This is a genomic window from Alexandriicola marinus (assembly GCF_004000435.1).
GTDB lineage: Bacteria > Pseudomonadota > Alphaproteobacteria > Rhodobacterales > Rhodobacteraceae > Alexandriicola > Alexandriicola marinus.
The window spans coordinates 1-26497 of sequence record NZ_RBVZ01000009.1; the positions used below are offsets into that span (position 1 = coordinate 1).

A 26497-nucleotide genomic window follows, 5' to 3' on the forward strand; every position below is an offset into this window, starting at 1 on the left:
GACCACTCGATGGGGGCAGACCAGATCGTCGCATCCACCTTGGGCAGGAAGGCCATCGCATCATCCCCCGCCAGCATGGGCGGCAGATCGAACAGCGTGATCGTGGGCCGGAACTTCGTGTCGATCGCATCGAGAACATCGCTGGCCTGTTGGCTTTGCAACAGCTCTGACGGGTTGCGGGCCGGGCCGGAATTGGTGGTCAGGATCAGGTTCGGGCCGATCCGGCAGCAATTGTCCTCGAAGGCCTCGCCCCCGCCAAGCACGGCCGCGAAATTGTAGCCCTGCTTCAGGCCCAGCGTCCGGGCCAGGGAGGGGCGGCGCAGATCGACTTCGGCGAGGATCGTGTGCTGTTCCGGCTGCCGGGCGAGGCTGAAGGCCAGGTTCAGGGCAAGGGTGCTCTTGCCGCTGCCCGGCTCGGGCGAGGTAATCGCGATGCGGCGCCATCCGTTGGCCTTCTGCGCCTGCAGGATCCGGGTCCGGATCATGTCGAAATCGGCGCTGTCCTTGCCACCCTGACCGGTCAGGATCCGGTTCCGGCGCAGACGCCGGGGCGGGACGCTGACTTCGGGGATCGCGGCCCAGACCCGATCCCGGCCGGGCATCTCGGCGGGTGCGGGCTCCGGCGTCACACTGGGCGGAGCTCCGGTCTGCCGCGTGTCCGGAACCGGAGAGGCAGGGGACTGCGCGGGGATGGGTGGTACTGGTGCCACGGTTTGCGGGGCTGCGGGTGCATCGCCCCCCGCCTCGCGCTGCTGGGCCTCGCGCATTTCGCGGGCCTTTGCGATGGCTTGCTGAATCTTTTCCATTCACTTTGCCTCTGCGGTCGGGATCAGGGGGGCGCCATTCATATCGGCAACCGGCTCAGGATCTGGTTGATCAGGGCATCGAGCGGCGTGATCCGGGTATGCACATACCACAGCGCCCAGGGTACGACCCCCAGCGCGATGACGAAGCCGGCAAGAATGATCAGCCGGCGGCGGATGACCTCGCCCCGGGTGCGGATCATCGGGATCGTGCCCAGCGGCATGATGCCCAGGCCATTGGTCAGATCCACCGGCCGGCGGATCGAGGAATTCAGAAGCTCGATCAACACGACCACGGCCAGCCCGACGACGATGCCCGCGCCGACACCCCCCGCGGCCAGAAGCGGCCGGTTCGGGCTTTCGGGTTCGCGCGGCGCGATGGCCTGTTCGATCACCGTGATGCGCTGCCCCTTGGCCAGCGCCTCGATCGTGTCGCCGGTTTCGGCACGGGCGCGGTTGGCCACCGCCTGATCGTACTGGGCGCGGATATTGGCATAGTCGCGTTCCAGCGTGTCGAGGATGATCGCATTGCCGGGCGTGGCCTCGATCGAGGTCTGCAGCGCATCCATCGTGCGCTGGATCTGATCCTTCTGGCTCTGGATGAAATCCAGCTGCCCGTCGATATCGGCAAGCTGGATCTCGTAAAGCGACAGCTCCTCGGCCTGAAGATTGGCCTCCTCGGTGCCGTCGGACTGGCCGGCCAACCGTTCCTCGAGGGCCTCGATCTGGGCGCTCAGCACCCGGACCCGCGGGTTGGTGGGCGACAGGACAGCGCTGATCTGGGCCAGTTCGTCCTGCAACCCCTGCAATTGCCGTTCCTCGGGGCTGAGCGGGGTCGCGGGCTGGTTTGAGGACAGGACCTGACCCGTCGTCTCATAAAGATCGACCAGCCGTGCGCGGCGATCGATGAGAACCGATTCCTCGCGTTCAAGCGCCACAAGCCGTTCCTGCGCTGCGGCTTGCTGGCTGCGGCGGAAATCAAGGCTGTCGGGCAACGCGTCGAGATTTTCCTCCTGGAAGGCGAGGATTTCGGCCCCGCGCTCGGCCAGTTCCTGATCGAGCCGGGCAACCTCCTCGGTGAAGAAGTCCAGCGTCTGGGCCGCGACATTGGTGCGGATCTCGACATTCTCCTGCAGGATCATCGTCACGATCTCGTTGGTGACGGCGGCCGAAAGCGGCGCGGTCTCGGCGTTGAACCCGACCCGGACGATCGTGGCCTGGGCCTCGCCGCGGGTCGAGCCGCCGGTGGTGACGATGGTGATGCGGTCGCGCAGATCCTCGACGATCTCGTCCGCGGTCAGGCGGGTCGCGGCGCTGGCCTGCTGACGGTCATAGATGTCGAGGCGATTTGCCATCTCCAGAAGCCGGTCACGGGTCAGGATGCGCTGCTGGATGATCTGAAGCTGTTCGGTCGCCTCGACCCGCACCGTCGTATCGGCAAGATCGGACGGGATCTGCTGGCTTTCCACGATCAACACCGCCTCGGCCCGATAGACCGGTGGCAGCATGATCGCGAGCGCGACCCCGGCGGCGGCGAAGATCGACAGCGGGATCAGGAAATAATGCAGCCGCCGGAGGAAAAGAGAGAAATAGAAACGGAAATCTATCGTCATGTTTCTGTCCACTTGCTGCCCGGGCGCGGATGCGGTGGCGCGGCCCCCGTCGCCATCCCCCCGGCGAAAAAGACACCGTCAGCCAGAACCTGCTCAACAACATCGAGGGTGACATCCTTGCGGTCGAGGGTGAAGGCATAGACCATCGACAGGTCGCAAAGCTGGTTGATCAGCCGTGGCACACCGCGGCTGGCCTCGGCAACCCGGGTCGAGGCCGCCTCGTCGAAGATCGGCTCCTGCGCGCCGGCAACCTCGAGCCGGTGCCGGATGTAATCGGCCACCATCTGGGGTGTCAGGGCCTCGATATGATAACTGGCCGCGACCCGCTGGGCGAACTGGCTCAGCTCGGGGCGCTGTACATTGCCGCGCAACTCGGGCTGACCGACCAGGATCAGTTGCAGAAGTTCATCCTTGTTGGAGTTGATATTGGTGAACATCCGCAGCTCTTCGAGGGTCTCGAGCGTCAGGTTCTGGGCTTCATCGAAGATCAGGATCACCCGCTGTCCCTGCCCATATTGCGCGATCAGGTAATCCTGGAACTGGGAGAAAAGATCGACATAGCCGGCCTCGGGGGCCGCCCTTTGATCAAGCGCCATCAGGACCCAGCGCAACAGCTCGCCCCGGTCGCCATGGGCATTCGAGATCAGCCCGATCTGCACGTCGCTCTCTATCGTGTTGAGCAGATGGTGCAGAAGCGTCGTCTTGCCCGCACCCACCTCGCCGGTGATCAGGGTGATCGGCGCATGGGTGAGGATGCCGTATTCCAGCATCGTATAGGCTCGTTCATGCCGCGGCGACCAGAACAGGAAACCGGGATCGGGCACCAGGGAGAAGGGGCGCTCGGTCAATCCGAAAAATTGCGTATAAATATCGAGGGTCCTGCTCATATCCATTGCCTTGAGGCCAGAAACCGGCCCGAACATTACCGCATTGGGTCCCGGGGCCCGAAATTGGGCTGAACCGGTGATATCCGAAACCGGTGACGATTACAGGGCCGAAAAAGGCCCTTTCGAAGAGAGCCTGTCTGACCCGGCCTGCCTCCGGAACGGGCAGCCCCGGAGCCTTGTTCTGCGCATGGTTGACAATCCTTGCCCCATCCGGGGAATTGTCCCCCCACAAGGTATGCCTGCCCCTACTTTGCCGTAATTTCGCCTAAAATCCTTTGCTTAGCGCGGGCCGCGCAGGTAATTTCCAATCGTGGGGAATCGGATGTCTGCTTCCGGCTGTTTTCAGGCCGTTCTCAGCAGGCTTGGTGTGACGGAGACGGAGTTCGCTCCGGGTCCCTCGGGTATTACAGGACGTTTTTCATGACACTGAATTCAAATGCTCATGCCGAGGGCAGCCTCGTTCGCAAAGGCGATTTGGCCTATACGGCATTCTCCGCACAGGGCGGCAGTTTCTACCGCGTCATTGCCAAGCGTGTGCTTGATGTCGTGCTTGTTCTGGCCGCCTCGCTGCCGATCCTGCTGGTGATCGGCGGGCTTGCGCTGGCCGTCTTGATCCAGGGCGGCCGGCCCTTTTATGTGCAGGAGCGGGTTGGTCGCGGCGGCCGGATCTACAAGATGTGGAAGCTGCGCACGATGGTGCCGGGCGCCGATGAGGTGCTCGAGGCGCATCTGGCAACCAACCCCGCGGCCCGGGCGGAATGGGACCTGTCGCAAAAGCTGAAGGACGATCCCCGGATCACCCGGTTCGGACGCTTCCTGCGCAAATCCTCGCTCGATGAGCTGCCGCAGCTGTGGAACGTTCTGACCGGCGACATGAGCCTTGTCGGCCCGCGCCCGATGATGCCCGAACAGAAGATACTCTATCCCGGCCAGGCCTATTACCGGCTGCGCCCGGGAATCACCGGCCCCTGGCAGGTCTCCGACCGGCATCAGAGTGCCTTTTCAGACCGCGCCCGGTTCGATACCCAGTATGAACGTGACCTGTCGTTCGGGCATGACCTCGGCCTTCTGATGGCCACTGTCCGGGTCGTTCTGCGCGGCACGGGCTGCTGATCCCGGCGTGGGCGATGTCCTCCCCGGGGGATGCCGCCGCAGCCGACCGGTCGGACGGGCCGTTCATCACAGGTTCGATCCGGACCCGAACGGGCCGGACCTATCGACATCACATCGCGGAGTGACCATGACCCGTATCCGTCTCCTTGCCCTCGTGATCCTGAGCGCCGTGTTCCTTGCGGCCTGCGAAAGCGACGAGGAAAAAGCCGAACGCTACTACCAGTCCGGTCTCGCCCTTCTCGAGGAAGGCGAGGTGGAGCGCGCGCTGATCGAGTTTCGCAACGTCTTCAATCATGATGGCTTCCACAAGGAAGCCCGCAAGATCTATGCCGATACGGTTCTCGAACAGGGGGACCGTCAGGAGGCCTATGGCCAGTATCTCCGGCTGATCGAACAATATCCCGACACAGTCGAGGTTCGGCAGATCCTCGGCGAACTGGCGCTTGAGACCGGCAATTGGGAAGAGGTCGAGCGCCATGGCGGCGCAGCGATCGAGCTTGCCCCCGACGATCCGCGCAGCCGCGCGCTGGCCGCGACGCTGGCCTATCGCGCGGCGGCGCTGGACGAGGACACCGAGGCCGAGGCCCTGGCCCTGGCCGAGGCCCGCGCGGTTCTGGAGGACGCGCCCGAGTCCATCGTCGCCCTCCGGATCGTCATCGATGCGCTGGCACGGGGCCGGACACCGACCGCGGCGCTGCCCGATCTGGACCGCGCCCTCGAGATCGATCCGGAAAGCCTCGAATTCCGCGTCATCAAGTTCCGCGTCCTGACCCAGGCGGAGCGGGAGGACGAGGCCGAAGCGGTGCTCGAGGAGATGTATGCGCTCGAACCCGACAATACCGAGGTTCGCGACGCGCTGGTGCAATGGTATCTTGCCCGGCAGGATTTCGACGCCGCCGAAGAGGTGCTGCGCAATCTGGCCGGCCCGCGCGACGGAGAGACCGGCGGTCATGTGGCCCTGATTCAGTTCCTGCGGGCCGCCCGCGGCTCAGACGTGGCGCGCACCGAGCTCGAGGCCCTGATCACGGCCAACGAGGGGCAGGAGGCGGCCGATCTCTATCGCTCGATCCTCGCGTCGCTCGATTTCGAGGAAGGCCGCCGCGAAGAGGCGATCCTGACCCTTCAGAATATCGTCGACGGCGCCGAAGCCACCGATCAGACCCGCCGGATCAAGACGGCGCTTGCGCGGATGATGATCCAGATCGACAACCCGGTCGGCGGGCGGGCGCTGGTCGAAGAGGTGCTGGCCGAGGATTCCGGCAATGTCGAAGCCCTCAAGATACGGGCCGAGTTCCTGATCAACGAGGATCGCCCCGACGATGCCATCAACGATCTGCGCACCGCACAGCGGCAGGCGCCGCGCGATCCGCAGATCATGACATTGATGGCCACTGCCTTTGAACGGTCCGGCAGCCGCGAACTGGCCGGTGAACGGCTGGCGCTGGCGGTCGACATCTCTGGTGCGGCGCCTGAGGAATCGATCCGCTATGCCGCCTTCCTGCGCCAGGACGATCGTATCCAGGCCGCGGAATCGGTTCTGCTCGATGCGCGCCGCGCCAACCCCGGCAACGTTCAGGTGGTGCAGGCGCTGGCCGACCTGTGGCTGAGCGCCCAGGACTGGACCAATCTCCAGGGTCTTCTGGCGGCCCTCGAGGGTGCCAATACCGAACTTGCGCTGGAACTGGCGACCCGGATCCGGACGGCGATGCTGGTGCGCCAGAATCGCTCCGACGACCTTCTGGACTTGCTCCAGAACCAGGCCGTCGAGGGTGAAGAGGTGTTGCGCAACACCGTCACCATCATTCTGACGCAGGTGCGCGCCGGAAAGGTGGACGAGGCCCGCGCCTCGCTCGATGCGGCGCTGGCCGAGACCCCCGAGGCCTTCGAATTGCGGCTGGTGGATGCGGCGCTGCGACAGCTGACCGGCGATATCGATGGCTCCGAGGCGGGACTGCGCGACATGATCGCCGATTTCCCCGACCGCGAGCAGCCGGTCCGCATGCTCTACAGCCTGCTGGTGACCGCCGAGCGCCGCGCCGATGCCGAAGAGGTGCTGGACGCCGCGCTGACCGTGCAGCCCGACAATCTGGTTCTGAAATGGATCAAGGCCGGCAATCTGGAACAGGCGGGCGATATCGACGGGGCGATCGGCATCTACGAAGAGATGTATGCCCTCAATTCCGCGAACATGATCGTGGCCAACAACCTTGCAAGCCTTCTGGCCACCCACCGGGCCGACGCGGAAAGCCTCGACCGGGCCTGGGCCGTGGCCCGCCGTCTGCGCGGTCAGGAGGTGCCCGCCTTCCAGGATACCTATGGCTGGATCGCGACGCGCCGGGGCGACCCCGAAGAGGCCCTGCCCTATCTGGAGGCCGCAGCCGACGGCCTGCCCGAGGATCCGCTGGTCCAGTATCACCTGGGGATGACCTACCTCGCGCTCGACCGCACCGAGCAGGCCCGCGCCACCCTGACCCGCGCGCTGGAGATCGCAGGCGACAGCGATCTGCCGCAATTCGATCGCGCCCGCGAGGCGCTGGCCGGGCTCGATGAGGCGCCTGCCACCGGGGAGACGTCCGAGGAGACGACGGAAACGCAGGATCAATAGGGTCTACCCTGTGGCCGGCCGGGCACGTCGGGCCGTTTTCCTGCCCTCCGGGCCGGGCTTGAGATTTCTTTTCTCCGGCTTCGGGGATTAGACAGGAACCGGGGCGTGTTCACTATGCGGGAACAGGCCATTTGCTTTATGTATGGGCTCGTTTTCCCCGATTATTCGTACGGGAGCCACGAACAATGACGATTTCTTCTCCGGGACGCCTCTTTGGACTCCTGCTGGCCTGCCTCGGTCTGATGGCCGGCAGTGCCGTGGCGCAGGATCTGTACCGCGTTCAGGCCGGCGATACGCTCAGGATCGAGGTGATCGAAGACCCGTCCCTCAACCGCTCCGTTCTGGTGGCGCCGGACGGGCGGATCAACATCCCGCTTGCGGGCTTCATCGTGGCCGAGGGCCGGCCGGTGGGCGCGATCCAGAATGATCTGGCCCTGCGGCTGGAAGAGAACTTTGCCGTGACGCCCAACGTCTTCGTCGCCGTCGAGCGGGTCTTCGAGCCGCGGATCGAACCGCCCGCACAGCCCGCCGCACCACGGACGATCGATGTCTATGTGCTGGGTGAAGTGGGCGCACCGGGCCTCAAGACCGTGGCACCGGGCACCACCGTTCTGCAATTCTTCGCCCAGATGGGCGGGTTCACACGGTTCGCGGCCACCAAGCGCGTGCAGCTGCGCCGCACCGATGCCAGCGGGACCGAGACGATCTACCCGCTCAACTACGATGCGATCGAAGCCGGGACGAGCCCGAACGGTGCAGCCGTTCTGGTCGATGGCGATGTGATCATGGTACCGCAGCGAAGATTGTTTGAGTAACCAGGTGTGCCCGGGCGACCTGCCGGGCATGCCAAGGGCCGTAACCTGGGGGCTGGCGTGACTCCAATGACCAAGACCCGAGCCTGCATGCTGATCATGGCAGGGGCGTTGATCGCCCCGGGTGTCGCCACGGCGCAAGACGGCGGGGTGTCCGCCTCGCTTGTCCTGTCGGAGCGGCTGGAGGCGGCACGCAATCAGGCCCTGACCCCCGACGGCGAGGATGTCACGCTCCAGTCGATCACGACGCTGGGCTATTCTTTCCTGTCCGAGACGCGCACCCAGAGCCTGGCATTCGATCTGGGCCTGGGGCTCAATGGCAGCCTGATATCGGACGGCGATCCGACCTTTTCGCTGGGCGAGCGGAGCCTGTCGCTCGATTACGGGCTTCAGGGGGCGACCTCGTCGCTGGACGTATCGTTCGGGGCGACCCAGTCGGATGTCGCCTTCCTGCGGCCGCTGAGCGATTTCATCGAGGATGGCGGGCTGGTCCTGCCCGAGGATTTCGACGATCTGACAGGCTCCGGCACCCGGACCGATCTTGATTTCGGCGCCCGGATGACGCTGCGCGACGATGCGCCCTTCGGGATCACGCTCAGCGCCGATGCCAGTGACGTGCGTTACCGCGACACGACCGATCCCGAACTGGTCGACAGCACCCGGCTGGGCTTCGGCCTGTCGGGGCGGTTCGATATCGGGCCCGCGATAGTTGCCACCGCCGGACTGCGCTATTCCACCTCCGAAGAGGGCGGCGGCGCGCAAAGCGACAGCATTACCTATCGCGCCGACGTCACGCTGGCCGAACCGCGGGGTGATCTGGGCTTTGGCCTGTCGCTCACGCCATCCGGGAACGGCACCCAGATCGGGGTCGACCTGTCGCGCAGCTTCGATCTGCCGGGCGGGTCGCTCGGCGGGCAGATCGGCGTGACCCTGACCTCCGACGAGGCCCAGATCCTGACCGGGGGCCTCGACTACGCGCTGGACCTGCCGCTGGGTGAGATCGCAGCGAGCCTTGACCATTCGGTCGCCACGGATGCGGGTCAGACCGGCGACGTGACGACGTCGCTGTCGCTTCTGGCACGCACCGCGCTCACCCCCGACATCAACGCCTCGCTGAATGCGGGCTATGCCCGCTACGAGGAGGCGGGGACGGATGTCGTCACCTCCATCGCCGATCTCGGCGCGACTGTCAGCTATGCCTTCGCCCCCGACTGGTCCCTCTCTGCCGGCGCCAGCTACATCCTGCGCGACCCCTCCGACACCGAGGCCGCCGCCGCGCAATCCCTGTCCCTGACACTGACCCGCAGCTTCGACATGCGGCGGTGAGGACGTGTCCCGGCCGGGGACACATCTTCGTAAACACCTTGTTTCCAAAGGCGATGGTCGTGGATTTCGGGGGGACGGGCTGGTATAAGATACCGATTGCCGGGGTCTTGGAGATCCCGAAAGGAATTTGTTTATGCGCTCGGGTGGCGGATGTCGGACCTGACATATCGAAAATCTCCGGCTCTGCCCGGTATCGGCGCGGTCAATCCGCAGGGTCTTGTGCTGTTCGTGCTCCTAGTGGGCACGGCGCTGCCGGTGTTCTGGCTGGGCTTCGTCTCGCTGGGGCAGGCCTGGATGACGCCGGAATACAGCCATGGGCCGCTCATTCCGCTGATTTCCATGTATCTCTACCTGCGCGAGTTGCGCCAGGCGCCGCTGCCCGACCCCGATGCGCCGGTCAACCGCACGCCCGGAATCCTGGTCATCGCCTTCGCGCTTCTGATCGGCATCTTCGGCAACCTTGTCCGGATCCCCGATATCGTGACCTATGGCTTCATCGTCTGGGTGGGCGGTGTGGTCCTGACGGTGATGGGCTGGGATCGCGGGCGGCGGCATCAGCTGCCCGTGCTGCACCTGATCTTCATGCTGCCGCTGCCGCAATTCCTCTACTGGCAGATGACGATCTTCCTGCAGCTTGTCTCGTCGGAGGTCGGCGTCTGGTTCATCAAGCTGGCCGGCATCCCCGTCTTCCTCGAAGGCAACGTGATCGATCTGGGCGTCTACAAGCTCCAGGTGGCCGAGGCCTGTTCGGGCCTGCGCTACCTGTTCCCGATCCTGTCGTTCTCCTATCTCTTCGCGATCCTCTATCGCGGGCCGTTCTGGCACAAGGCGGTGATGTTCGCGATGGCCGCGCCGATCACGGTTCTGATGAATTCCTTCCGGATCGGCATGATCGGCGTGCTGGTGAATGCCTATGGCATCGGACAGGCCGAAGGGTTCCTGCATTTCTTCGAAGGCTGGGTGATCTTCGGCGCCTGCATCGGCATCCTGTTCCTGACCGCCGTGGCGCTGCAACGGCTGACGCCGAATCCGCTGTCCCTGCGCGACACGATCGACCTGGATTTCGACGGGCTCGGGCAGCAGGCCTCCCGGGTGCTGCGGCTGGTTCCGGGGCCGGGCGTGGTGGTGGCCACGGCGCTGACGGCGGCGGTAAGTGCGGCCTTCCTTCTGGCGCCCAGCCCCGACCGGCCCGAGATTGCGCGCGACACGTTCCTCGTCTTCCCGCGACAGATCGCCGACTGGAACGGGATCGTCCTCCCGCTCGAGCCCGAGGTCGAGGAGGTTCTGGGCGCCACGGATTACATCCATGCGACCTATGCCGCACCCGGCGAGGCGGCCTCGGTGAATTTCTTCTCCGCTTGGTATGAGAAACAGACAGAAGGATCGGGTATCCATAGCCCCGAGGTCTGCCTGCCGGTCGGCGGCTGGGAGGTCTTTTCCCTCGATCCCGCCACGATCACGATCCCGGACACGGTCTATGGAACATTCCCCGTCAACCGGGCGGTGATCCAGAAGGGGCTGAACCGGCAGCTTGTCTATTACTGGTTCGAACAGCGCGGCAAGCGGATGACGAACGATTATGCCGCCAAGGCCAGCGTCGTCTATGACAGCCTGACCATGGGCCGGACCGACGGCGCGCTGGTGCGGTTCGTCACGCCGATCCTCGAGGGCGAGGAAGAGGCCGATGCCGATGCCCGGATGCAACGCTTCATGGCGGACCTGCTTCCGAGATTGCCCCAGTATATTCCCGAGTGACGGGCCCGGGTGCCGCAAGACGGCGCCGGACGTAGACATGCCGGACCCAAGTGCCTAGTCTTGAACCTGTTCCTGTCGGAACCGGGGGAGACATGGACATCATCTTGTTCCTGCTTTGGACGGTCTACTGCATGATCACCGCAGTCGCGATGGCGATGACGCTGCGCGAATATCGCAGGTCCGGACGGCAGGAATTTCACTGGGCGCTCGTCGGGGTTCTGGCCTGCCTGATCTGGCCGGTCATGCTGGTCGTGGCTGTGCTGTCGGCGCGGCGCCACGAGAACAGACCGCTGGAAACCGAACGCTCCTAGCTCCGCCTCTTGCCCGGGTTTCCTCAACACGACCCCCGATCGGTGCTTTGGCGTCTTGCCGCCCCCGCGGGAAGGCGAAAGACTGCCCCGCATGAACAGCCATCCCCCACCTTCACCCCACCGCAGCCGGTGGGGCCTGACCATCGTCTGGGGGATCATCGTGGTCAGCTGCCTGCCCGAGGTGGTGTTGCAGCTGTCGGATCGGGGTGTTCTGGGTCAGCCGCTCTGGCGGGTTCTGGCCTATCAGAACGGGGCCTTCTGGCCCGGCCTTCTGGATAGCTGGCGCCCCAATTACCCGGCACAGCACGTCACGATGTTCCTGTCCTATTCGGGGCTGCATGTGAGCCTTTCTCATCTTCTGGGCAACATGCTGGCCCTGCTGTTCCTGGCGCATCTCCTGGCCCCGGCGACGATGGGCGGCGGGCTGCGCTTTGCCATCGTCTATCTGGGATCGGCTCTCGGGGCGGCGGTGGCATTTGCCCTGCTCTACACGGGATCGGGATCGATGGTCGGCGCCTCGGGGGCGATCTTCGGCATGGCGGGTGCGGCGATCGTCTGGCACTGGCGGCGGCAGCGGCAGTCCGAACCGCGCAGGGCCAATCTGGAGGCGGGCGGATACGCACTGGGCCTTGTGGTCCTGAACGCCGCCTCGCACCTGTTGCAGGACGAGCCCGTCGCCTGGGAGGCGCATATGGGCGGCGCGATCACGGGCGCCCTGCTCGCCCTTCTTGTCACCGCGCCGGATGGCGGGCCGGACACGAAACAAGGCCGGCCCTCTGAGGAGGCCGGCCCGGGCTGACATCGGACTTTCGGGAGATCAGGCCTGGCGGCGCCGGGCGACACCCAGAAGCCCCAGGGCCACCAGCAGCATCAGACCCGCCGCGGGCAGCGGGATCGGGGCAAAGCTGGCCGCGTATTTTGTGGCATTGGCATTGTCGAGCCCCTTGATCTGAAGCATCGCGAAGGGCGTGCCGGGCAGACTCTGGAACAGGTCGGCGATGCTGGCCCCGAGGATCGTGAAGGTGGAGCTTTCACCGATATTGAGCTGGGTCAGAGGGTCGGTCTCGTCCCAGCGGATGCGCAGATCGAAGGGGAACCCCGCATTCAGGAAACTGCCATCCTGGAAACTCGTCGTGGCCACCCCGGCCTCATTGCTCAGCGAAAGGCCCGAGGTGACGCCCTGATAGGTCATGAGAAGTTGCGAGACATAGGCATTCATCCCGCCGATCACTGCGGTATTGGTCAGCGTCATTTGCACCCCGCCCGCCACGTCATCGGCCTCAAGTGTCGCAATCGTGGTGGCGCCGTAATCCGCACCGTTCACATATTGATCGAAGGTAAGCGTCACGGCCTGGGCAGCACCGGACCAGATCATCAGGAACACGGCCGGAAGAACCCGCAACCAGATCGACGCAGCCCTGCGCAAAGTTCTGTTCGGCGTCATTCCTGTACCCTCCCGCCGCATATCGCGACAACTGATCCGACACGGTCAGGTTAGCACAACCCAAAAACAGGGCCAAACCCTTCAGAACCGAAAGACGCGCTCATCCCGCCTGATATCGATGACAATCACGCGCGTGATGCAGGATTGTCCCAGCTTCAGAAACGACAAATGCCGGCCCATGGGCCGGCACTCACCTGAATCGCCTGTGTCGTGTCAGGCCCTGCGCCGGCGGGCCACACCCAGAAGCCCCAGCGCAGCCAGCAGCATCAGACCCGCCGCGGGCAGGGGAACTGGAGCAAAGCTAGCAACGTATTTCGCCGATCCGCCTCCGCTAAGTCCGCGAACATGGATCATCGCAGGTGCGGCACTCTGGAACAATTCGTCAAGCGAAGCACCAAGAATGGTAAAGGTTGAACTACCACCAATATTCAAGCGGTCTTTGAACGCGGCTTGATTGCTCAATGGCCAAAGCACCTCGAGCTGATAGTTATGGCCCGCATTATAGAGGTTACCGACTGAAAACCCCGTCGAAGTAACGCCCGAATCCTGACTGAAGCTCAGACCGCTCAATGCCCCAGCATAGCTCATCAGAAGCTGAGAAACATGGGCCTTAAAGCCTCCGACGACTGCTGTGTTGGTGAGCGTCATCTGAACGCCCTCCGCAACTTCAACCGCTTCAAGCGTAGCAACAGTAACACTGCCCAAGTTGTTACCTTGCACATGCTGATCGAAATTCAGCGTCACCGCCTGCGCCGTGCAGGCCCACAGTGCGAAAACCGCTGCGAGAAAGACCTGAAATCCGCGCAAAGACATCATCGAGTTCGAGAGAGTACGCGTCATCATCTACACCGTTTCATATTGGCCGGTCGTTTCGGCTTTTGGCCCCTCAACACTCCCGGAAAAGTGTGGCGGAACATTAATTCCTCATAGCACGACCGGGTGTCTGGCCACCAGATATATCGCCATGTTTGCGCCACATTTCGGCTTGTTCCAAGGATGACCCGACGGCAACCCGGACTTTGTTGCACAGGGCGAAACAATAGGGCCGGCAGGGGGCAGATCTCAGCCGTGCTTGGCGAAGATCCGGTCATAGGCGGCCAGCAGATTCTCGGCCGAATGCTCCCAGGACAGCGTCTCCTGAACCCGCTGCAGACCTTCTTGTCCAAGCCTCTTGCGCAGAGCCTCATCGTTGATCAGCACTGCGATCCGGTCGGCAAAGGCCTCCGCGTCATTGGCGGGTGCATAAAGTGCCGCATCGCCCGCCGAAACCCGGCCCTCGGTCAGGTCGAACTGCACCATGGGCTTTTCCAGCGCCATGTATTCCATGATCTTGTTCATGGTCGAGATGTCGTTCATCGGGTTCTTCGGATCGGGCGCAAGCCCGATATCGATCGCATTGAGTGCGTGCACCAGATCGTCGCCGTAAAGCGCGCCCGTGAAGGTAAAATACGCCGTGAGCCCACGGGCGGCCACATCGGCCTTCACCGCGTCAAGATGCGAGCCGAAGCCCACGATCAGCACATGCAGATCCCCATGGCACAGATCGCGCACCAGACGGTCGACGGCCGCCACCAGAAGGTCCATCCCCTCCTGCTGGCCGATCACGCCCACATAGCCCAGCACGATGCCGGCCCCCTGCCTCAGCGCCGGATCGCCGGGGCCGGGCCGAAACGCCTCGATCCGGGGCGCGGAGCGCACGACAAAGACATCGTCGGGATCCATATGACCGCGGCGGACAGCGATCTGCTTGAAGGAACCGTTCGTGGCGATGGAGACCGAGGCCGTGGCAAAGGTCATCCTCTCCCAGACCAGCATGATCCGGTAAAGAAGCCCGCGCTTGCCGAACTTGGCCTCGAACAACTCGGGGCAGACATCGTGATGATCGAAGAGGTAGCGCACCCCCCAAAGCCGGTACCAGAGCGCCAGCACGAAGACGAGGTCTGGCGGGTTGCAGCCCTGGATCACGTCGAAGCCACCCCTCTCGCGCCAGACCCGTCGCGCCAGCCGGAACCAGTGCCACATGGAGCCCAGGTATTCGCGCGCATAGGCCATGGCTCCGGCATGGGCCTCGGGCGGGGCCGGGTAGCGATAGATGTGCACGCCTTCGCGCTCTTCGAAGAACTCGGTCCAGCCGCGGCTGTTGGGGCAGATGACCGACACCTCGTAACCCACCTCGACCAGCGTCGTCGCCTCGAGCCAGACCCGCCGGTCAAGCGGAACAGGCAGGTTCTCTACAACGATGAGCACCCGTCGAAGGGAAGTGGACGGCATAGAGATCTCTTCCGCATAATGCTTTCGTCATGAAATCAGCACTAGAAAAAACACGTGCCGGACCCGGCCGACACCGCCTAGACCTAAACGCCCGCCAATATCGGATCAACCATTGAGGCAGCCTCTCACGTCTCTTTTCGTCGCGCAAAAGCTTCCTTCCATTACAACGAAAGGATCACACCATCAAATTGTGGGATCAAACACCTAGCAAGGGCCAAGTGCACAATGCGACTCGACCTTCTACCGCAACAAAATTCTTAGAATACGCCGTGACGGCAGTTCGACCGCATGATGCAACAGGACAGAGGAGATGAAGATGACAGATAAGGTGACAACATGTATCAAACCTGCCGGGAACGCTTGCTTGATCGGCAAACTGTCTACCACGACTATAACAAAGATATGTACCATATACGTCGCGTATGAGATCTCGCCCAGATAGACGAGGGCGGGATGCCGAAGCACCCCGGAATCGGGCGATCTCGACAGGCAGGCAATCAGGAATATCAGTCCACCAAGTGCAATAACTATCTGCCATTCTGGAACTTGGGCGATAGCGCCAGCGGCAATGAGCAAAACTATCAAGACGCTCCCCCATCGCGCCACCAAAACTGGCAGTTCAATTTTCAGGAAACAGAGATAGAGTGCCACTCCAATGCAGAATTCAGGGAGAATACGGAGAATCCCAAACTGGTACATCATCTTGGTAAGTGTTAGGCCATTTACCGCAACAACTGCGACAAGCACAAGAAACAGACATAGCGCCAAGATCAGAGCTGTCGCGGGGCGGCGCGATCCGAAAAGGAAAAGTACCAAAGGAAATATCAGGTAGGCGAATACCTCCGCGCTAACAGACCAAGAGGGGAAATTCCAGGAATGCTGGTTTGTCAAACCCCAAGCGTGCAGCAGAAGCAGGTGCCATGGCAGATCACCCCAAACCTCCCCCGTACGTCCACTCTCTATCCCAAGTAACGCGGCTGTTCGGTACGCCACGATGAACAAGATGATCATGAAAAGGTGAAGTGGGTATATCCGGGCAAACCGGTTGATCAGAAATACTCTGTAGGAAAACCGGCTATTGTGCCATTGTGAGAGATAGACATGGGCAAGAATGAAACCACTGAGCATGAAAAACAAATCAACGCCCAGATGACCATCGGATATCAATCTCTGCCAAGCAGTCTGCATGGATGCTTCTTCGAAAAACATGTGAAATAGAACGACAACCAAAGCTGCAAAAAAGCGCAAGCTAGTCAGCTCCTTGAGGTGCTCCGCATCACGATTGGTATGTGCGTCTCGAGACAGTTCGTTCATGATGAACCTATTTACGCTGCAATGCCTTCAGGCTGCGCCGCAGCATCTCGAATTTCCGGTGTGGTGCGGCTCTCGGATGCCCGTTAGGTTTCAGAAGGGGAGCCCCAAGAGCATATGGCCGGGTTCGACCAGATCGGATAGCAGCGACAAGAGCCGCTTCAAAAGCAGACTTATCGGTCGGCGGGACATCTATCTCTGCGTGGTGGCTCAGTGGATATGCATGGCGCAGCTTGTGAAGGTCTTGGCCTACAGTTGCCGGCAAGCCGGTCCGGTGGATCAGTTCAAATGCTTCGGCGCCCCAAACAAGCCCATCCGATTTACGGTTCCACAGCTCGATCCCGTGCAGATAGGGCACCCATGCATCTTCAAAAGCGGCAAATGCGCTGCGCCGGACCGGATGGGCGAATATGGAGACACCACCAGCGGATTGCACATCACGCAAAGTGTCGATTACATTGCGATGTTCCCCCAGAAAGCGATCCAGCCCCCAGGTGAGAATGTGGATATCATTATCGGGGCAGGAGTATTCGATGCCGGGGATTAATCGGCACTGAACTGTAGAGGCCGCCACGCAGGCCTCTCGATACGCACCAAAGGCCTGTGGATCGAAACCGGTATCGTGTTCGGTCAACATGACCGCGCGAACACCGAATGCGCCATAAAAGCGGGCGATCCGGTCAAGCGTCCAGTGCCCGTCATAGGACCAAAGTGAATGGGCATGCAGGACAATACGGATCGAAGTCATCTACGCCGCCTTATAAAAGTCCAGATAGTAGACAGTGCATCCCACAAGAAGAAACCTGGTGCCGCAGGGTCATAGTTGTAGAACCGCCGCGCAGGTGCTGGACGCAGAACCGCAACCAGGCTTGTCCAGAAACTTGGCCAGTGACGGCGGTGGAGTGCTGTTCTCGGTCCCTTAAGCACAAATAGAAGATGCAGCAGATCCCTCCCGAGATGGCGCATGATCAAGGCTTCCGGTCCAGGCGATGGGGAGACTGGCGGTTGGAACTCAGTGTCGGCGGCTAGGGCCACAGCCCAAGCCGGATATTCATATCCCTGACGTCGCGCCAAGGCGAGCGAGCCCCACATCCGGCCATTTAGCTCCATAAACCAGGCTGTGCCCTCGTGATCGCGCAACAGCTCCACCATGAACGGTCCCCGCCATCCGATAGCGTCAAGAAATCGTGCAACGCTGGCGCGCAGTTCCTCATCCGGAGGCCATGTCGCGCAAGCCGATGAGCCGGAGCCGTGCGGGTTCATCATCCGCAGCCGTCTATGGCCTGACCAGGCAACCACACCGTCCGGGGTTGCAAAGCCAAAGACACCCTGTCCCTGTCCCGCGATAAGGGGTTGGATCAGAAGCGGTCCTGAGGCTTTGGTAAAAGCCCCACGCAAGCTGTCGACATCCGATTTGGAGAGTAGATAGCGGGCTTCACCCTTTGTAAGCCCAGCCCCTTCCAAGCGTATGGCATCGCTCGGCTTCGCAATCGCTGGTAGATGCAGGGGAGCGTCTAGATCTGCCGCACTACATACCAATCTGGTCTCGGGAACAGTAAGGCCGGCCGCTCTTGCCGCTGTGATCTGGCGCGCCTTATCCAAGGCAATCTCTACCTGCTTTCCCGTTGCACCTACAATACGCCGGTCCAGACCAAGTGCTGCATTGGTCAACCAAAGACCACCATCGTCAAGTGGCATAACGAGATCGGGAGCATCAGCTGCCGCCATAAGTCGTGCCAGGCCTGCTACAGCTCCTTCAGCATCCTTGGCCGGGTCGGGGAGAACATGGACAGCTTTGGGTGAAAGCCGCGTCAACACGCCTATGGGAGCGCGGGAAAAGAGCGATACCGTATGACCCGCCCTTCGTAAACTGAACAGGACTTCCGGGGCCGGCAGAGCATCGGCGAAACCGATAAGAATGTGCACCATGCTACATCCTGGCCCGCATCGCTCGGGATACGTACCGGCGCAACTTGCGGCGAATAGGCTCCCTACCTAGCAGGATGGCCTCGATATCCTGCATGTCCATATCACTCCGGGGTGATGTGCGCGGTATAGGATACTGGCCCGGACGCCAAGCTCCACCATCAGAGGAATATACCAGTTGATATCCTGCTAGACGCAGTGCTTTGAGAACCCTTCTGTTATAGCGACCGAAGGGAATGGCAGCAGCCCGAACCGGCACACCAGCCGACGCGGAGATCCTGTCGCGAGTCTCTGGGCCAACTTCGTTCTGAAGGCTCTCGAGTGAGCAAGCGGACCAATCGACATGGCCTGCCCCGTGGCTACCGATCTCGTGACCCCGGGCGACCAGTTCGCGCAACGCTTGGGTCGAAAGGGATCCCGGCGCATCTATTCGGTTGGCGAGCACGAAGAAATGAGCTTTCTTGCGAAATCGCGACAGGATCGGGGCAGCAAGCTCAAGATCTGAGTCATTACCATCGTCGAACGTAAGATCCAAAGTGACATGATCCGACAACCGCTCGGCCAGCGCAAGCGTCTCACCCAACAGCTCAGGCGCAACCCAGTACTCGGCCTCTCCCGGCTCTAACGGCCGACCTGGAGTCCCAATTCCATGGAAATTCAAAATGACCCGCCGCATCCACCATCCGCTGTCCGTATGAAGTGCGATCCGTAGGAGCGCACGTGTCCAGCCTTTTCTTCCTCACCGATACTGACCGAAGAAATACCTAACTTCACGGTCATTCTTTGGTGCGAATGAGGAATTGTTGCAGTAGGAAGATTACCGCTCGTCTCTTTACGACTTGGATTATCATGCCCGACATGCCTGTAGACGTCTCTACTGATCAGCTTGCCAGACGCCTTGCGGCCAAAAATCGGGAAGCTCCAGAACTCTCGGTGATCATCGTCAGCTTCAATACAAGCGAAATGACCCTCGCATGTATTGAATCGGTCTATGCCCAAACAACGGTCCCTTTTGAGGTGATTGTTGTGGACAATGCCTCGACCGACGGCTCCGCAAGAGCGATCGGAGAGGCTTTCCCCCAAGTCCATTTGATCGCCGAGCAAACAAACCACGGGTTCGCGCGGGCCCATGATGTCGCCGTTCCACATGCCAGCGCTCCCTGGCTCCTGCTACTCAACCCCGACACAGTGGTTCTGGATAGCGCTTTGGACAATCTTCTTGCCTTCGCAAAAACAACTCCAGCGGCCGGTATCTGGGGAGGTCGGACTTTGTACCCCGATGGCACCCTAAATCCCTATTCCTGCTGGGGGCGCATGACACTCTGGTCCGTGCTGAGCCGCACATTGGGAATGAGCGGGATCTTTGCGCGATCCGAAGTGTTCAATTCAGAAGTAATGGGCGGCTGGAAGCGGGATACTGAGCGAGAAGTAGATATCGTTACAGGTTGCCTGTTCCTGATACGGCGCGACATGTGGGATCGACTGGGAGGCTTCGATCCAGATTTCACGATGTATGGCGAGGAGGCTGACCTCTGTTTGCGGGGCAAGGCTATAGGTCTGCGTCCGAGGATCACGCCCCACGCGACGATCATCCACTATGGCGGTGCATCCGAGCGGGTCCGTGCCGACAAGATGGTCCGCCTTTTGCGCGCCAAGGTAGAATTGATCAAACGACATTTCGCGCCCGGAACCCGAACTGTCGGGTATCATATCTTCCGTATCTGGCCATTGTCTCGGCGGATCATCTACACCTTGGCTTACAAGCTGCGAGGCCGTCCGAGCGACAAGCAGAAGGCAAGAGATTGGGGCGAAATCTGGACCCGCCGCAACGAATGGCAGTCAGGCTTTCCAGCCAGATAGCTCTCAACCTCTTGCAAAGATCGGGTAGATCAAGCCTGTTGCCGACGCGTCCATGGTTGCCCGCCAGCTTGACCCAGAACCACCACGGACGCCCTCGTTCGGGCTGTCAGCTGCGGGCGTAGATATCCTCGTAGCGGATGATGTCGTCTTCGCCCAAATAGCTGCCGGTCTGGACCTCGATCAGGACCATGTCGACCTTGCCGGGGTTTTCCATGCGGTGCACGGCACCAAGCGGGATGTAGACGGACTGGTTCTCGGTGATGAGTTTCACATCCTCGTCCACCGTGACCTTGGCGGTGCCCTCCACCACAATCCAGTGTTCGGAGCGGTGGTGATGGCTTTGCAGGGAAAGCTGCGCGCCGGGATGGACCACGATGCGTTTCACCTGGAACCTTCCGCCCACGATCAGGCTTTCGTACCAGCCCCAGGGCCGGTAATCGCGCGGCAGCTGGACAGCCTGGGGCGCGCCCTTTTCCTTCAGGGCGGCCACGGCTTCCTTGACGCGCTGCGCCTCGGATTTGTGGGCGACGAGCACTGCGTCCGACATCGCGACCACGATCATATCCTCGAGCCCGATGCCCACCACCTCCTGGCCCGGCGTTTCCGACCGCAAGAGCGTGTCGGCGCAATCGATGGCCGTGGCGTGATCGGAGGTGACGTTGCCTTCCGCATCGGGGCCCATTTCCTGCCAGACGGCGTCCCAGCCTCCCAGATCCGACCAGGCGCCGGAATAGGGCATCACGGCAAGGTTCGGCGCCTTTTCCATGATCGCGTAATCGATGGAGATATCCTCGAGCCCGGACCAGGGCTCCGGGGCAAGCCGGGTAAAGCCCAGATCGGTTTCCGCCGCCTCGACGGCCGCCTCGACCCCGACCAGAAGGGCGGGCGCATGGGTGCCGAAGGCCTCCACGATGGCGCGGGCGGTGAACAGGAAGATGCCGGCATTCCACAGATAGGTGCCCGCGGCCAGCATCTCGGCGGCCCGTTCGGCATCGGGTTTTTCGACGAAGCGGGCGAGTTTCTGCGGCGTGGCCGCCGTCGCCTCGGCACCCGGGGCCAGCTCGAGATAGCCATAGCCCGTCTCGGCCCGATCGGGCGTGATCCCGAAGGTCACCAGATCACCCTCGAGCGCGCGCGGCAGCGCCGCGGCCACGGCGGCGCGGAAGCCCTCCGCATCGGGGATCACGTGATCGGAGGGGGCGACAAGCATCACCGCGTCGGGATCGCGCGCCTGAAGCCAGAGCGCCGCGGCCAGGATGGCGGGGGCGGTGTTGCGCCCCTCGGGCTCGATCAGCAGACCGAGGGCGGCGCGTTCGACCGCGGCAAGCTGTTCGGTGACGATGAAGCGGAAGCTGTCCCCCGTCAGAACGAGCGGTGCGCCGAACTGCGCTTCGGGTCCGGTCAGCCGGCAGGCAGAGGCCTGAAACAGGCTTTCCTCGCCCATGAGCTTTGCAAATTGCTTGGGGTAACTCTTGCGCGACAGGGGCCACAGGCGGGTGCCGGAACCCCCGGCAAGAAGAACCGGAGTAATCGTGGGAGCTGCCATTGGAAAAACCTTAAACAGGGGCCGGGAACATGTGAATGGCATTCAACTAGAACGCCCCGCTCCAAGGTGCAAGCAAACCCGCGCGCATTTGCGAACGGGACGGTTTCATGCTCCTGTCCGGCCCATGACCCAGCCCGGAGGCCCGATGACAGAGCCAAGCCCGCCTTCACTGATCCGCGATCCCGCCGCACCGGCGCACAGCGGCGACGCCGTGCCGCCGCAAGCTGGAGCGCCCCCGGGGCAGATCGCCCGGATGGCGGCGGATATCCGGACCCGCGATGCCGAGCTGGTCGCCTTGCGGCGTGCCCTGCGTCAGTCCGAGGCCGATCTGGACGCCCTGCGCCACTCCACCTCGTGGCGGATCACCGCGCCGCTCAGGGCCCTTGTCCGGGCGCTGCGCGGCGGGCGCTGAGCGCGGGGCTCACCCGGCCCGGTTGCCGGGGTGATCAAGAAGTTCGGGCATGAAGATCTCGGTCACCAGAAGCACTTCGCCGAACAATTCGAACAGCGTGCGCCGCGCCCAGTAGGGCCCGGCGTCGCTGTCGTGGCGCTGCCGGATCAGGGGCCAGAGCGGCGCGCCTTCCCCCACGGTGGCATATTCGCGCGCCGAATAGGGCGGCGGGCCATCGGCGAAAAGCAGCGATCCCAGCGCGTGATTGCCCAGCCGGACGATCGTGGGATGTTCCTCGAGCCTGCGCGAGGTAAAGACCGTGCGCGCCACGAGAAGCGGCTGCTCCCCGGATTTCAGGCAAACCTCGCGCACCACGCCCTCGGTGGCGGGCGGGTCGAAAAAACCGCGCTCGTCGGCATGAAGCGGCCCGCGGGCCTGTTGCAGCACATCGACATCGATCGCAGTGCCCGCCACGACGCCGATCCGGGCGGTCATCGACGTCTCGAGCGTGATCCAGTCACGCACACAGGACGCAAGCCGGGGAGTATCCGCGGCTGTCAGGCGTTTCCAATGATCGGACATGAGATGTGATCCGTCTGTTATTGCATGGCCCCGAAGGCCAGTTCCGTGAAATGCTTGTGTCAAAATATCCTGCCGGGAGACCCCGGTCCCCATCTATGTTCTTCATGCCTATCGAGCGCGGACAGCCCCGGCAAGTGGGGCATACCGGACCATCGGGCAGCCCCGGAACTATTCCCGACAAGACGGGCAAAATGAAGGCAACATGCGCGTTCAGTGATATCCCTGCGCTTCGGCCCGGCTGCGGACCTGTGCACTGAGACCCGTACCGTCGGTACGCCAGGGCACGGGCCCGTCAAGCGATCCGGCCGGGCCGGCGGCCGCGAAATCACGCGCAAGATGGGAAAAGCTCTGGATATTGCCCGCGATGGGCGCACCCAGCGGGCCCGGACCGGCAAAGACCGATGCCTCGGGGTCGAGCATGGCTTTCAGCGCGCTGGCATCCCCCGGCATGCCAAGCGTCTCGGCCAGCGCAGCCAGGGCCACGCGCGGATCGCTGGCCAGCTGTGCCGCATCCTGTGTCACAAGCCGGTCGGCGGGCACGCGGGCCACCACCTCGTCGAGCGCGGTCTGCGCCATGAGCCAGAGCTTCTGCGGATCGGGTTCGGCCGGTTCGACCGTCTCGTCGAGCGCCCCGGTGATCGTCAGCATCACCTCGCCAAGCTCCATCCCCGCGAGAAGCCTGCCATAGGTCAGCGGATGGACGGTCAGCTGCACATAGACCGCCTCGGGAAAGATCGTCAGAAGCTGCTTGAGGTTCAGCCGGTCGAACAGGGCGGCCGTCACGGGCGCGATCATGCGGCGCGGAGCGATATGCGCCGCGATCTCGTGGGCCACGCGGGCCGTGGGCAGATGCGCGCGCGCATTGAGCCACCGGCGCGCCATTTCCACCGCGATCCCCGATTGCTCGCCGCCATAAAGCTGCGCGACGGCTCGCATCAGGCCAAGGATCTGCATGCCGCGGAACCCGACCAGATCGCGTTGCAGCTGATCGGTGCTGGCCGCCTGTTCCAGATTGAGCTCGGGCACATCGTAGCCCACCGGGTTGCGCCCCAGCGCCGCGGCCAGCGTCTGCCCCGGAAGGCCCGGCGGCGTCAGGATCAGAACCGGGGGTGGAAAGGAGGGCTCTGACATCGGGATCCGATCGAAAGGGGTGGGTCCGGGCTGTCCGGCAGGGTCGGTGCCACCATAGGCCGGGTCGCGGGCCGGGAACAAGGGACGCGCTCCGAAGCGCAGTGGGGGCGGGGCAGTCGGGACGCCACGGCCGCCCCGTCCATGACCGAAAGATCAGTTTCCCCCCTTGCGCCCCCTTTACCCGAAGGGGACAAAGGGCGGGATAAAGATCCGAGCCATTTGTTGAAAAGTTCCCGCCATGCGTAGCCCCCTCTTCGTCATTGCGCCGCCCCGCTCCTATACCTCCGTCATCGGGGGGATGCTCGGGCAGCATCCCGAGACCTATGGCCTGCCCGAGGTCAATCTCAGCCACGGCGACACGCTGGGCGACATGTGGGATTCGATCCCGGTGGGGATCAACTTCGCCACGTCGGGGCTGCTCAGGCTTCTGGCGCAGCTGCACGAGGGGGAACAGACCGAAGAGGCGGTGATCCGCGCGCGGCAATGGATCCTGCGGCGCGGGCACTGGACCGGGGCCAAGGTCTTTGCCCATATCCAGGAGGCCGTGGGGCTCGACCGGATGCTGGTTGAGAAAAGCCCGCGCAACATCATGGCGCTGGAAAATCTGCAACGCCTGCACACGATGTTTCCGCAAGCCAGCTTTCTGCACCTGACACGCCATCCGATCACGCAGGGCCGGTCGATGATCGACCTGATGGACAGCTATGGCGAAGATGTCGAACAGATGGATCCCGAACGCAACTGGCTGCGCGCACAGACCAATATTCTGGCCTTCGCCCACGAACTCGACCCGGGCCAATACATGCGCATCAAGGGCGAGACGCTGCTGAAGGATCCGAAATTCTACCTCGCCCAGATCTGCGAATGGCTGGATATCGACCGCAGCCCCGAGGCGATCGAGGCGATGCTGCATCCCGAAACCTCGGTCTATGCAGGCATCGGGCCGGATTCCGCGCCCTTCGGGAACGATCCGAATTTCCTTCTTGAACCGACACTCGATTTCGACCGGCTCGCCCGGATCAAGGAACCCCCACTTGATGCCGAGATCCCCTGGAAACCCGAGGCCGAGCTCATGGCCCCCGTGCGGCGCATGGCGCGTCAGTTCGGCTATGCGTAACAGGCTGGGCGAGACATCATGACCGACAAGAAAAAGACACCCGCCCGCAGCAAGGCGAAAGCCACGAAGGCTGACCCGAAGGCGAAACGCGACGCGGCGGACAAGGCCGATCCCACGGACAAGGCCACAGACAAGACCCCGCACACGGGTCAGACCGCGGACAAGACCCCGCCAAAGGCCCGCAAGCCGATCCCGAAACCACCAGCCGAGCCGGCGGCTCCTCCTGAGCCCCCGGCCCGGACACGCGGCCTGCCCCTCGAGGCAGGGGCCTTCCGCGCAACCCCGCGCGCCGGGCTGGGCGCACCGGGCGACAGGCTCTTTTCCGGGCTCGCGTGGTTCAACGGGGCGCTCTATCTCGCAAGCTCCGCCAAGGCGCCCGAAGGCGTGGCGCGGATCCATCGCCGCCTGGCATCGGGGGATTGGGCGATGGTCTATGAAAGCCCGCCCCAGCCGCTGGGCGACGGCACGCGGATGTCGCGCGACTATGCGATCACCGCGCTTGCCGTGCTGCAGGCGCCGGGCGATGCGGCCCCGTGCCTTTATGCCGGCACGGCCTCGATCCTGGGCGGGCAGATCCTGCGCTCCGAGGATGGCGAGACCTTTTCGCGGGTCAGCCCGCATGGGCTCGATGACGACACGAGGCTTTCGGTGACGCAGCTGACGCAGTTCGACGGCAGGGTCTTCGCCGTTCCGCGCGGCACGATCACCGACGAGGTTCACGAACCCCGCTGGAGCCCCGAACCCGTGATCCACGTGGCGCAGCCAGCCGAAGACGGGGCAGAGCCCGGCTGGGTGCCAGCCTGCCTGCCCGGTTTCGGCGATCTGACCAATCTCGAGATCGCGACCCTGACGGTGGCGCACGGATATCTCTATGCCACCACGATCAATCCCAGCCACGGGTTTCAACTGTGGCGCACGAAGGCCGAAGGCGCGCCTCCCTATGTCTGGGAACAGGTTCTGACCCGGGGTGCCTGGCGCTATGCGCTCAACATGGAGGTGACGGCGGCGGCGGCCTTTGGCGATGCGCTGTGGCTGGGCACCGGCCTGCCCGGGCGCGGCCATGACGCGACGCATGATGTGGGGCCGGGTGCGGCCGAGCTGATCCGGGTCGGGGCCGACGGATCATGGGACATCGTGGCGGGCGAGATGCGCTTCACGCCCGATGGGCTCAAGGTGCCGCAAACGGCGATGAGCGCCGGTTTTCACAACGATTTCAACACGGCGATCTCCGCGCTTTGCGTGCATGACGGCGTGCTCTATGCGGGCACCGCCAACTGGGAGCCGCGCCATGTCACCGAACTGCCTGTCGAAGAGGGCGAGGCCCCGCCCGCCCTGACCGGCGGGGCCGAACTGTGGCACAGCACCGACGGGGCGCACTGGTCCCGGATCACCGAGGGACCGGCGGCGGATCCGGCAGGGGTCCGCATTCGCCACCTTGCCGCCGCCCCCGATGGGGCAGGCCTCGCGTTTACGCTCGATCTCAGCGGGCAGGCCGTGGCCCGCAAGGCCAATCTGTGGGTCACCGGAATGGGGATGCTGGATGTGCCCCCCGACGACGAGGCGGAGGTGATCCTGGGCGGTGTCGCGCCCGAGGCGCCACCCGCGCCGCTTTCGCTGGATCCCGATCCACCGGAGTCGCCGCAAACCGATTAGCGCCGCACCTGCCGCAGAGCGCCGGAAACTTCGAAAGTTT

24 protein-coding genes are annotated in these 26497 nt (G+C 63.1%); 11 read left to right on the forward strand and 13 right to left on the reverse strand.

Annotated elements, in window-relative coordinates:
• The 3 genes from EP376_RS18255 to EP376_RS18265 form a co-directional block, all read right to left on the reverse strand.
• The coding region (locus EP376_RS18255; RefSeq protein WP_127657071.1) for a CpsD/CapB family tyrosine-protein kinase at window positions 1-806 on the reverse strand (806 nt) is incomplete at its 3' end.
• A 38-nt stretch (window positions 807-844) separates the two neighbouring features.
• Window positions 845-2416, reverse strand: a complete 1572-nt coding sequence (locus EP376_RS18260; RefSeq protein WP_127657072.1) for a GumC family protein — start codon at window positions 2414-2416, stop codon at window positions 845-847.
• Window positions 2413-3303, reverse strand: a complete 891-nt coding sequence (locus tag EP376_RS18265) for an ExeA family protein (RefSeq protein WP_127657073.1) — start codon at window positions 3301-3303, stop codon at window positions 2413-2415. The genes EP376_RS18260 and EP376_RS18265 overlap by 4 nt, the downstream gene beginning before the upstream one ends.
• Window positions 3304-3723: 420 nt before the next feature.
• Between EP376_RS18265 and EP376_RS18270 the strand changes: the two genes are divergently transcribed.
• The 7 genes from EP376_RS18270 (at window position 3724) to EP376_RS18300 (ending at window position 12024) form a co-directional block, all read left to right on the forward strand.
• Window positions 3724-4416 (forward strand): sugar transferase, encoded by a 693-nt coding sequence (locus EP376_RS18270; protein WP_127657074.1) that lies wholly within the window; start codon window positions 3724-3726, stop codon window positions 4414-4416.
• A gap of 127 nt (window positions 4417-4543) precedes the next feature.
• Window positions 4544-7021 (forward strand): tetratricopeptide repeat protein, encoded by a 2478-nt coding sequence (locus EP376_RS18275; RefSeq protein ID WP_127657075.1) that lies wholly within the window; start codon window positions 4544-4546, stop codon window positions 7019-7021.
• A 185-nt stretch (window positions 7022-7206) separates the two neighbouring features.
• Window positions 7207-7836 carry a polysaccharide biosynthesis/export family protein gene (locus tag EP376_RS18280; RefSeq protein ID WP_127657076.1) on the forward strand — a complete coding sequence of 210 codons (630 nt, stop codon included), beginning with the start codon at window positions 7207-7209 and terminating at the stop codon, window positions 7834-7836.
• 66 nt (window positions 7837-7902) lie between these two features.
• On the forward strand, window positions 7903-9159 hold the full coding sequence (locus EP376_RS18285) for a hypothetical protein (RefSeq protein WP_127657077.1): 1257 nt from the start codon (window positions 7903-7905) through the stop codon (window positions 9157-9159).
• Window positions 9160-9309: 150 nt separating this feature from the next.
• Complete coding sequence (gene xrtD / locus EP376_RS18290) at window positions 9310-10914, forward strand: VPLPA-CTERM-specific exosortase XrtD (RefSeq protein ID WP_127657078.1); 1605 nt, start codon at window positions 9310-9312, stop codon at window positions 10912-10914.
• A gap of 92 nt (window positions 10915-11006) precedes the next feature.
• Window positions 11007-11225, forward strand: coding sequence for a hypothetical protein (locus EP376_RS18295; protein WP_127657079.1), 219 nt, complete (start codon window positions 11007-11009; stop codon window positions 11223-11225).
• 91 nt (window positions 11226-11316) lie between these two features.
• Window positions 11317-12024: a rhomboid family intramembrane serine protease gene (locus EP376_RS18300; RefSeq protein WP_127657080.1), complete on the forward strand. Its 708-nt coding sequence runs from the start codon at window positions 11317-11319 to the stop codon at window positions 12022-12024.
• Between the two features lie 18 nt (window positions 12025-12042).
• Here the strand turns inward: EP376_RS18300 and EP376_RS18305 are convergent, their stop codons facing one another.
• The 7 genes from EP376_RS18305 to EP376_RS23635 form a co-directional block, all read right to left on the reverse strand.
• The gene (locus EP376_RS18305) at window positions 12043-12669 is read right to left on the reverse strand and encodes a PEP-CTERM sorting domain-containing protein (RefSeq protein ID WP_127657081.1); all 627 of its coding nucleotides are present in this window, start codon (window positions 12667-12669) and stop codon (window positions 12043-12045) included.
• Between the two features lie 213 nt (window positions 12670-12882).
• Window positions 12883-13509, reverse strand: a complete 627-nt coding sequence (locus EP376_RS18310) for a PEP-CTERM sorting domain-containing protein (protein ID WP_238930923.1) — start codon at window positions 13507-13509, stop codon at window positions 12883-12885.
• Window positions 13510-13731: 222 nt separating this feature from the next.
• Window positions 13732-14940, reverse strand: a complete 1209-nt coding sequence (locus EP376_RS18315; protein ID WP_127657082.1) for a glycosyltransferase family 4 protein — start codon at window positions 14938-14940, stop codon at window positions 13732-13734.
• 240 nt (window positions 14941-15180) lie between these two features.
• Window positions 15181-16254, reverse strand: coding sequence for an acyltransferase family protein (locus tag EP376_RS18320; protein WP_127657083.1), 1074 nt, complete (start codon window positions 16252-16254; stop codon window positions 15181-15183).
• A 7-nt stretch (window positions 16255-16261) separates the two neighbouring features.
• The gene (locus EP376_RS18325) at window positions 16262-16999 is read right to left on the reverse strand and encodes a PHP domain-containing protein (protein ID WP_127657084.1); all 738 of its coding nucleotides are present in this window, start codon (window positions 16997-16999) and stop codon (window positions 16262-16264) included.
• Window positions 16996-18180, reverse strand: a complete 1185-nt coding sequence (locus EP376_RS18330; protein ID WP_127657085.1) for a hypothetical protein — start codon at window positions 18178-18180, stop codon at window positions 16996-16998. The genes EP376_RS18325 and EP376_RS18330 overlap by 4 nt, the downstream gene beginning before the upstream one ends.
• A 1-nt stretch (window position 18181) precedes the next feature.
• The gene (locus EP376_RS23635) at window positions 18182-18853 is read right to left on the reverse strand and encodes a polysaccharide deacetylase family protein (RefSeq protein WP_127657086.1); all 672 of its coding nucleotides are present in this window, start codon (window positions 18851-18853) and stop codon (window positions 18182-18184) included.
• A gap of 173 nt (window positions 18854-19026) precedes the next feature.
• Here EP376_RS23635 and EP376_RS18340 point away from each other — a divergent pair, with 173 nt between their 5' ends.
• Window positions 19027-20037 (forward strand): glycosyltransferase family 2 protein, encoded by a 1011-nt coding sequence (locus EP376_RS18340; RefSeq protein WP_238928911.1) that lies wholly within the window; start codon window positions 19027-19029, stop codon window positions 20035-20037.
• A gap of 106 nt (window positions 20038-20143) precedes the next feature.
• On the opposite strand, the gene EP376_RS18345 is transcribed toward EP376_RS18340, so the two are convergent.
• Window positions 20144-21583, reverse strand: coding sequence for a mannose-1-phosphate guanylyltransferase/mannose-6-phosphate isomerase (locus EP376_RS18345; protein ID WP_127657087.1), 1440 nt, complete (start codon window positions 21581-21583; stop codon window positions 20144-20146).
• Window positions 21584-21728: 145 nt separating this feature from the next.
• Between EP376_RS18345 and EP376_RS18350 the strand changes: the two genes are divergently transcribed.
• A complete protein-coding gene (locus EP376_RS18350; protein ID WP_127657088.1) occupies window positions 21729-21995 on the forward strand; it encodes a hypothetical protein in 267 nt (88 codons plus the stop codon).
• Between the two features lie 9 nt (window positions 21996-22004).
• On the opposite strand, the gene EP376_RS18355 is transcribed toward EP376_RS18350, so the two are convergent.
• Complete coding sequence (locus tag EP376_RS18355) at window positions 22005-22556, reverse strand: chorismate--pyruvate lyase family protein (protein ID WP_164744984.1); 552 nt, start codon at window positions 22554-22556, stop codon at window positions 22005-22007.
• Between the two features lie 210 nt (window positions 22557-22766).
• The gene (locus tag EP376_RS18360; protein ID WP_127657090.1) at window positions 22767-23768 is read right to left on the reverse strand and encodes a hypothetical protein; all 1002 of its coding nucleotides are present in this window, start codon (window positions 23766-23768) and stop codon (window positions 22767-22769) included.
• Between the two features lie 157 nt (window positions 23769-23925).
• On the opposite strand from EP376_RS18360, the gene EP376_RS18365 reads away from it, so the two are divergent.
• Both EP376_RS18365 and EP376_RS18370 read left to right on the forward strand, forming a co-directional pair.
• On the forward strand, window positions 23926-24804 hold the full coding sequence (locus EP376_RS18365; protein WP_127657091.1) for a sulfotransferase family protein: 879 nt from the start codon (window positions 23926-23928) through the stop codon (window positions 24802-24804).
• Window positions 24805-24822: 18 nt separating this feature from the next.
• Window positions 24823-26457: a hypothetical protein gene (locus EP376_RS18370; protein ID WP_127657092.1), complete on the forward strand. Its 1635-nt coding sequence runs from the start codon at window positions 24823-24825 to the stop codon at window positions 26455-26457.
• Window positions 26458-26497: the final 40 nt, after the last annotated feature.

Excerpts from the sequence above, each read along its gene's own strand:
- EP376_RS18355 (WP_164744984.1), bottom strand. The coding sequence starts at position 22,556 with ATGTCCGATCATTGGAAACGCCTGACAGCCGCGGATACTCCCCGGCTT.
- EP376_RS18285 (WP_127657077.1), top strand. The coding sequence starts at position 7,903 with ATGACCAAGACCCGAGCCTGCATGCTGATCATGGCAGGGGCGTTGATC.
- EP376_RS18370 (WP_127657092.1), top strand. The coding sequence starts at position 24,823 with ATGACCGACAAGAAAAAGACACCCGCCCGCAGCAAGGCGAAAGCCACG.
- EP376_RS18270 (WP_127657074.1), top strand. The coding sequence starts at position 3,724 with ATGACACTGAATTCAAATGCTCATGCCGAGGGCAGCCTCGTTCGCAAA.
- EP376_RS18340 (WP_238928911.1), top strand. The coding sequence starts at position 19,027 with ATGCCCGACATGCCTGTAGACGTCTCTACTGATCAGCTTGCCAGACGC.
- EP376_RS18315 (WP_127657082.1), bottom strand. The coding sequence starts at position 14,940 with ATGCCGTCCACTTCCCTTCGACGGGTGCTCATCGTTGTAGAGAACCTG.
- EP376_RS18260 (WP_127657072.1), bottom strand. The coding sequence starts at position 2,416 with ATGACGATAGATTTCCGTTTCTATTTCTCTCTTTTCCTCCGGCGGCTG.
- EP376_RS18295 (WP_127657079.1), top strand. The coding sequence starts at position 11,007 with ATGGACATCATCTTGTTCCTGCTTTGGACGGTCTACTGCATGATCACC.
- EP376_RS18345 (WP_127657087.1), bottom strand. The coding sequence starts at position 21,583 with ATGGCAGCTCCCACGATTACTCCGGTTCTTCTTGCCGGGGGTTCCGGC.
- EP376_RS18280 (WP_127657076.1), top strand. The coding sequence starts at position 7,207 with ATGACGATTTCTTCTCCGGGACGCCTCTTTGGACTCCTGCTGGCCTGC.
- EP376_RS18265 (WP_127657073.1), bottom strand. The coding sequence starts at position 3,303 with ATGAGCAGGACCCTCGATATTTATACGCAATTTTTCGGATTGACCGAG.
- EP376_RS18310 (WP_238930923.1), bottom strand. The coding sequence starts at position 13,509 with ATGACGCGTACTCTCTCGAACTCGATGATGTCTTTGCGCGGATTTCAG.
- EP376_RS18330 (WP_127657085.1), bottom strand. The coding sequence starts at position 18,180 with ATGGTGCACATTCTTATCGGTTTCGCCGATGCTCTGCCGGCCCCGGAA.
- EP376_RS18320 (WP_127657083.1), bottom strand. The coding sequence starts at position 16,254 with ATGAACGAACTGTCTCGAGACGCACATACCAATCGTGATGCGGAGCAC.
- EP376_RS18350 (WP_127657088.1), top strand. The coding sequence starts at position 21,729 with ATGACAGAGCCAAGCCCGCCTTCACTGATCCGCGATCCCGCCGCACCG.
- EP376_RS18275 (WP_127657075.1), top strand. The coding sequence starts at position 4,544 with ATGACCCGTATCCGTCTCCTTGCCCTCGTGATCCTGAGCGCCGTGTTC.
- xrtD (WP_127657078.1), top strand. The coding sequence starts at position 9,310 with ATGTCGGACCTGACATATCGAAAATCTCCGGCTCTGCCCGGTATCGGC.
- EP376_RS18305 (WP_127657081.1), bottom strand. The coding sequence starts at position 12,669 with ATGACGCCGAACAGAACTTTGCGCAGGGCTGCGTCGATCTGGTTGCGG.
- EP376_RS18300 (WP_127657080.1), top strand. The coding sequence starts at position 11,317 with ATGAACAGCCATCCCCCACCTTCACCCCACCGCAGCCGGTGGGGCCTG.
- EP376_RS18325 (WP_127657084.1), bottom strand. The coding sequence starts at position 16,999 with ATGACTTCGATCCGTATTGTCCTGCATGCCCATTCACTTTGGTCCTAT.
- EP376_RS18365 (WP_127657091.1), top strand. The coding sequence starts at position 23,926 with ATGCGTAGCCCCCTCTTCGTCATTGCGCCGCCCCGCTCCTATACCTCC.
- EP376_RS23635 (WP_127657086.1), bottom strand. The coding sequence starts at position 18,853 with ATGCGGCGGGTCATTTTGAATTTCCATGGAATTGGGACTCCAGGTCGG.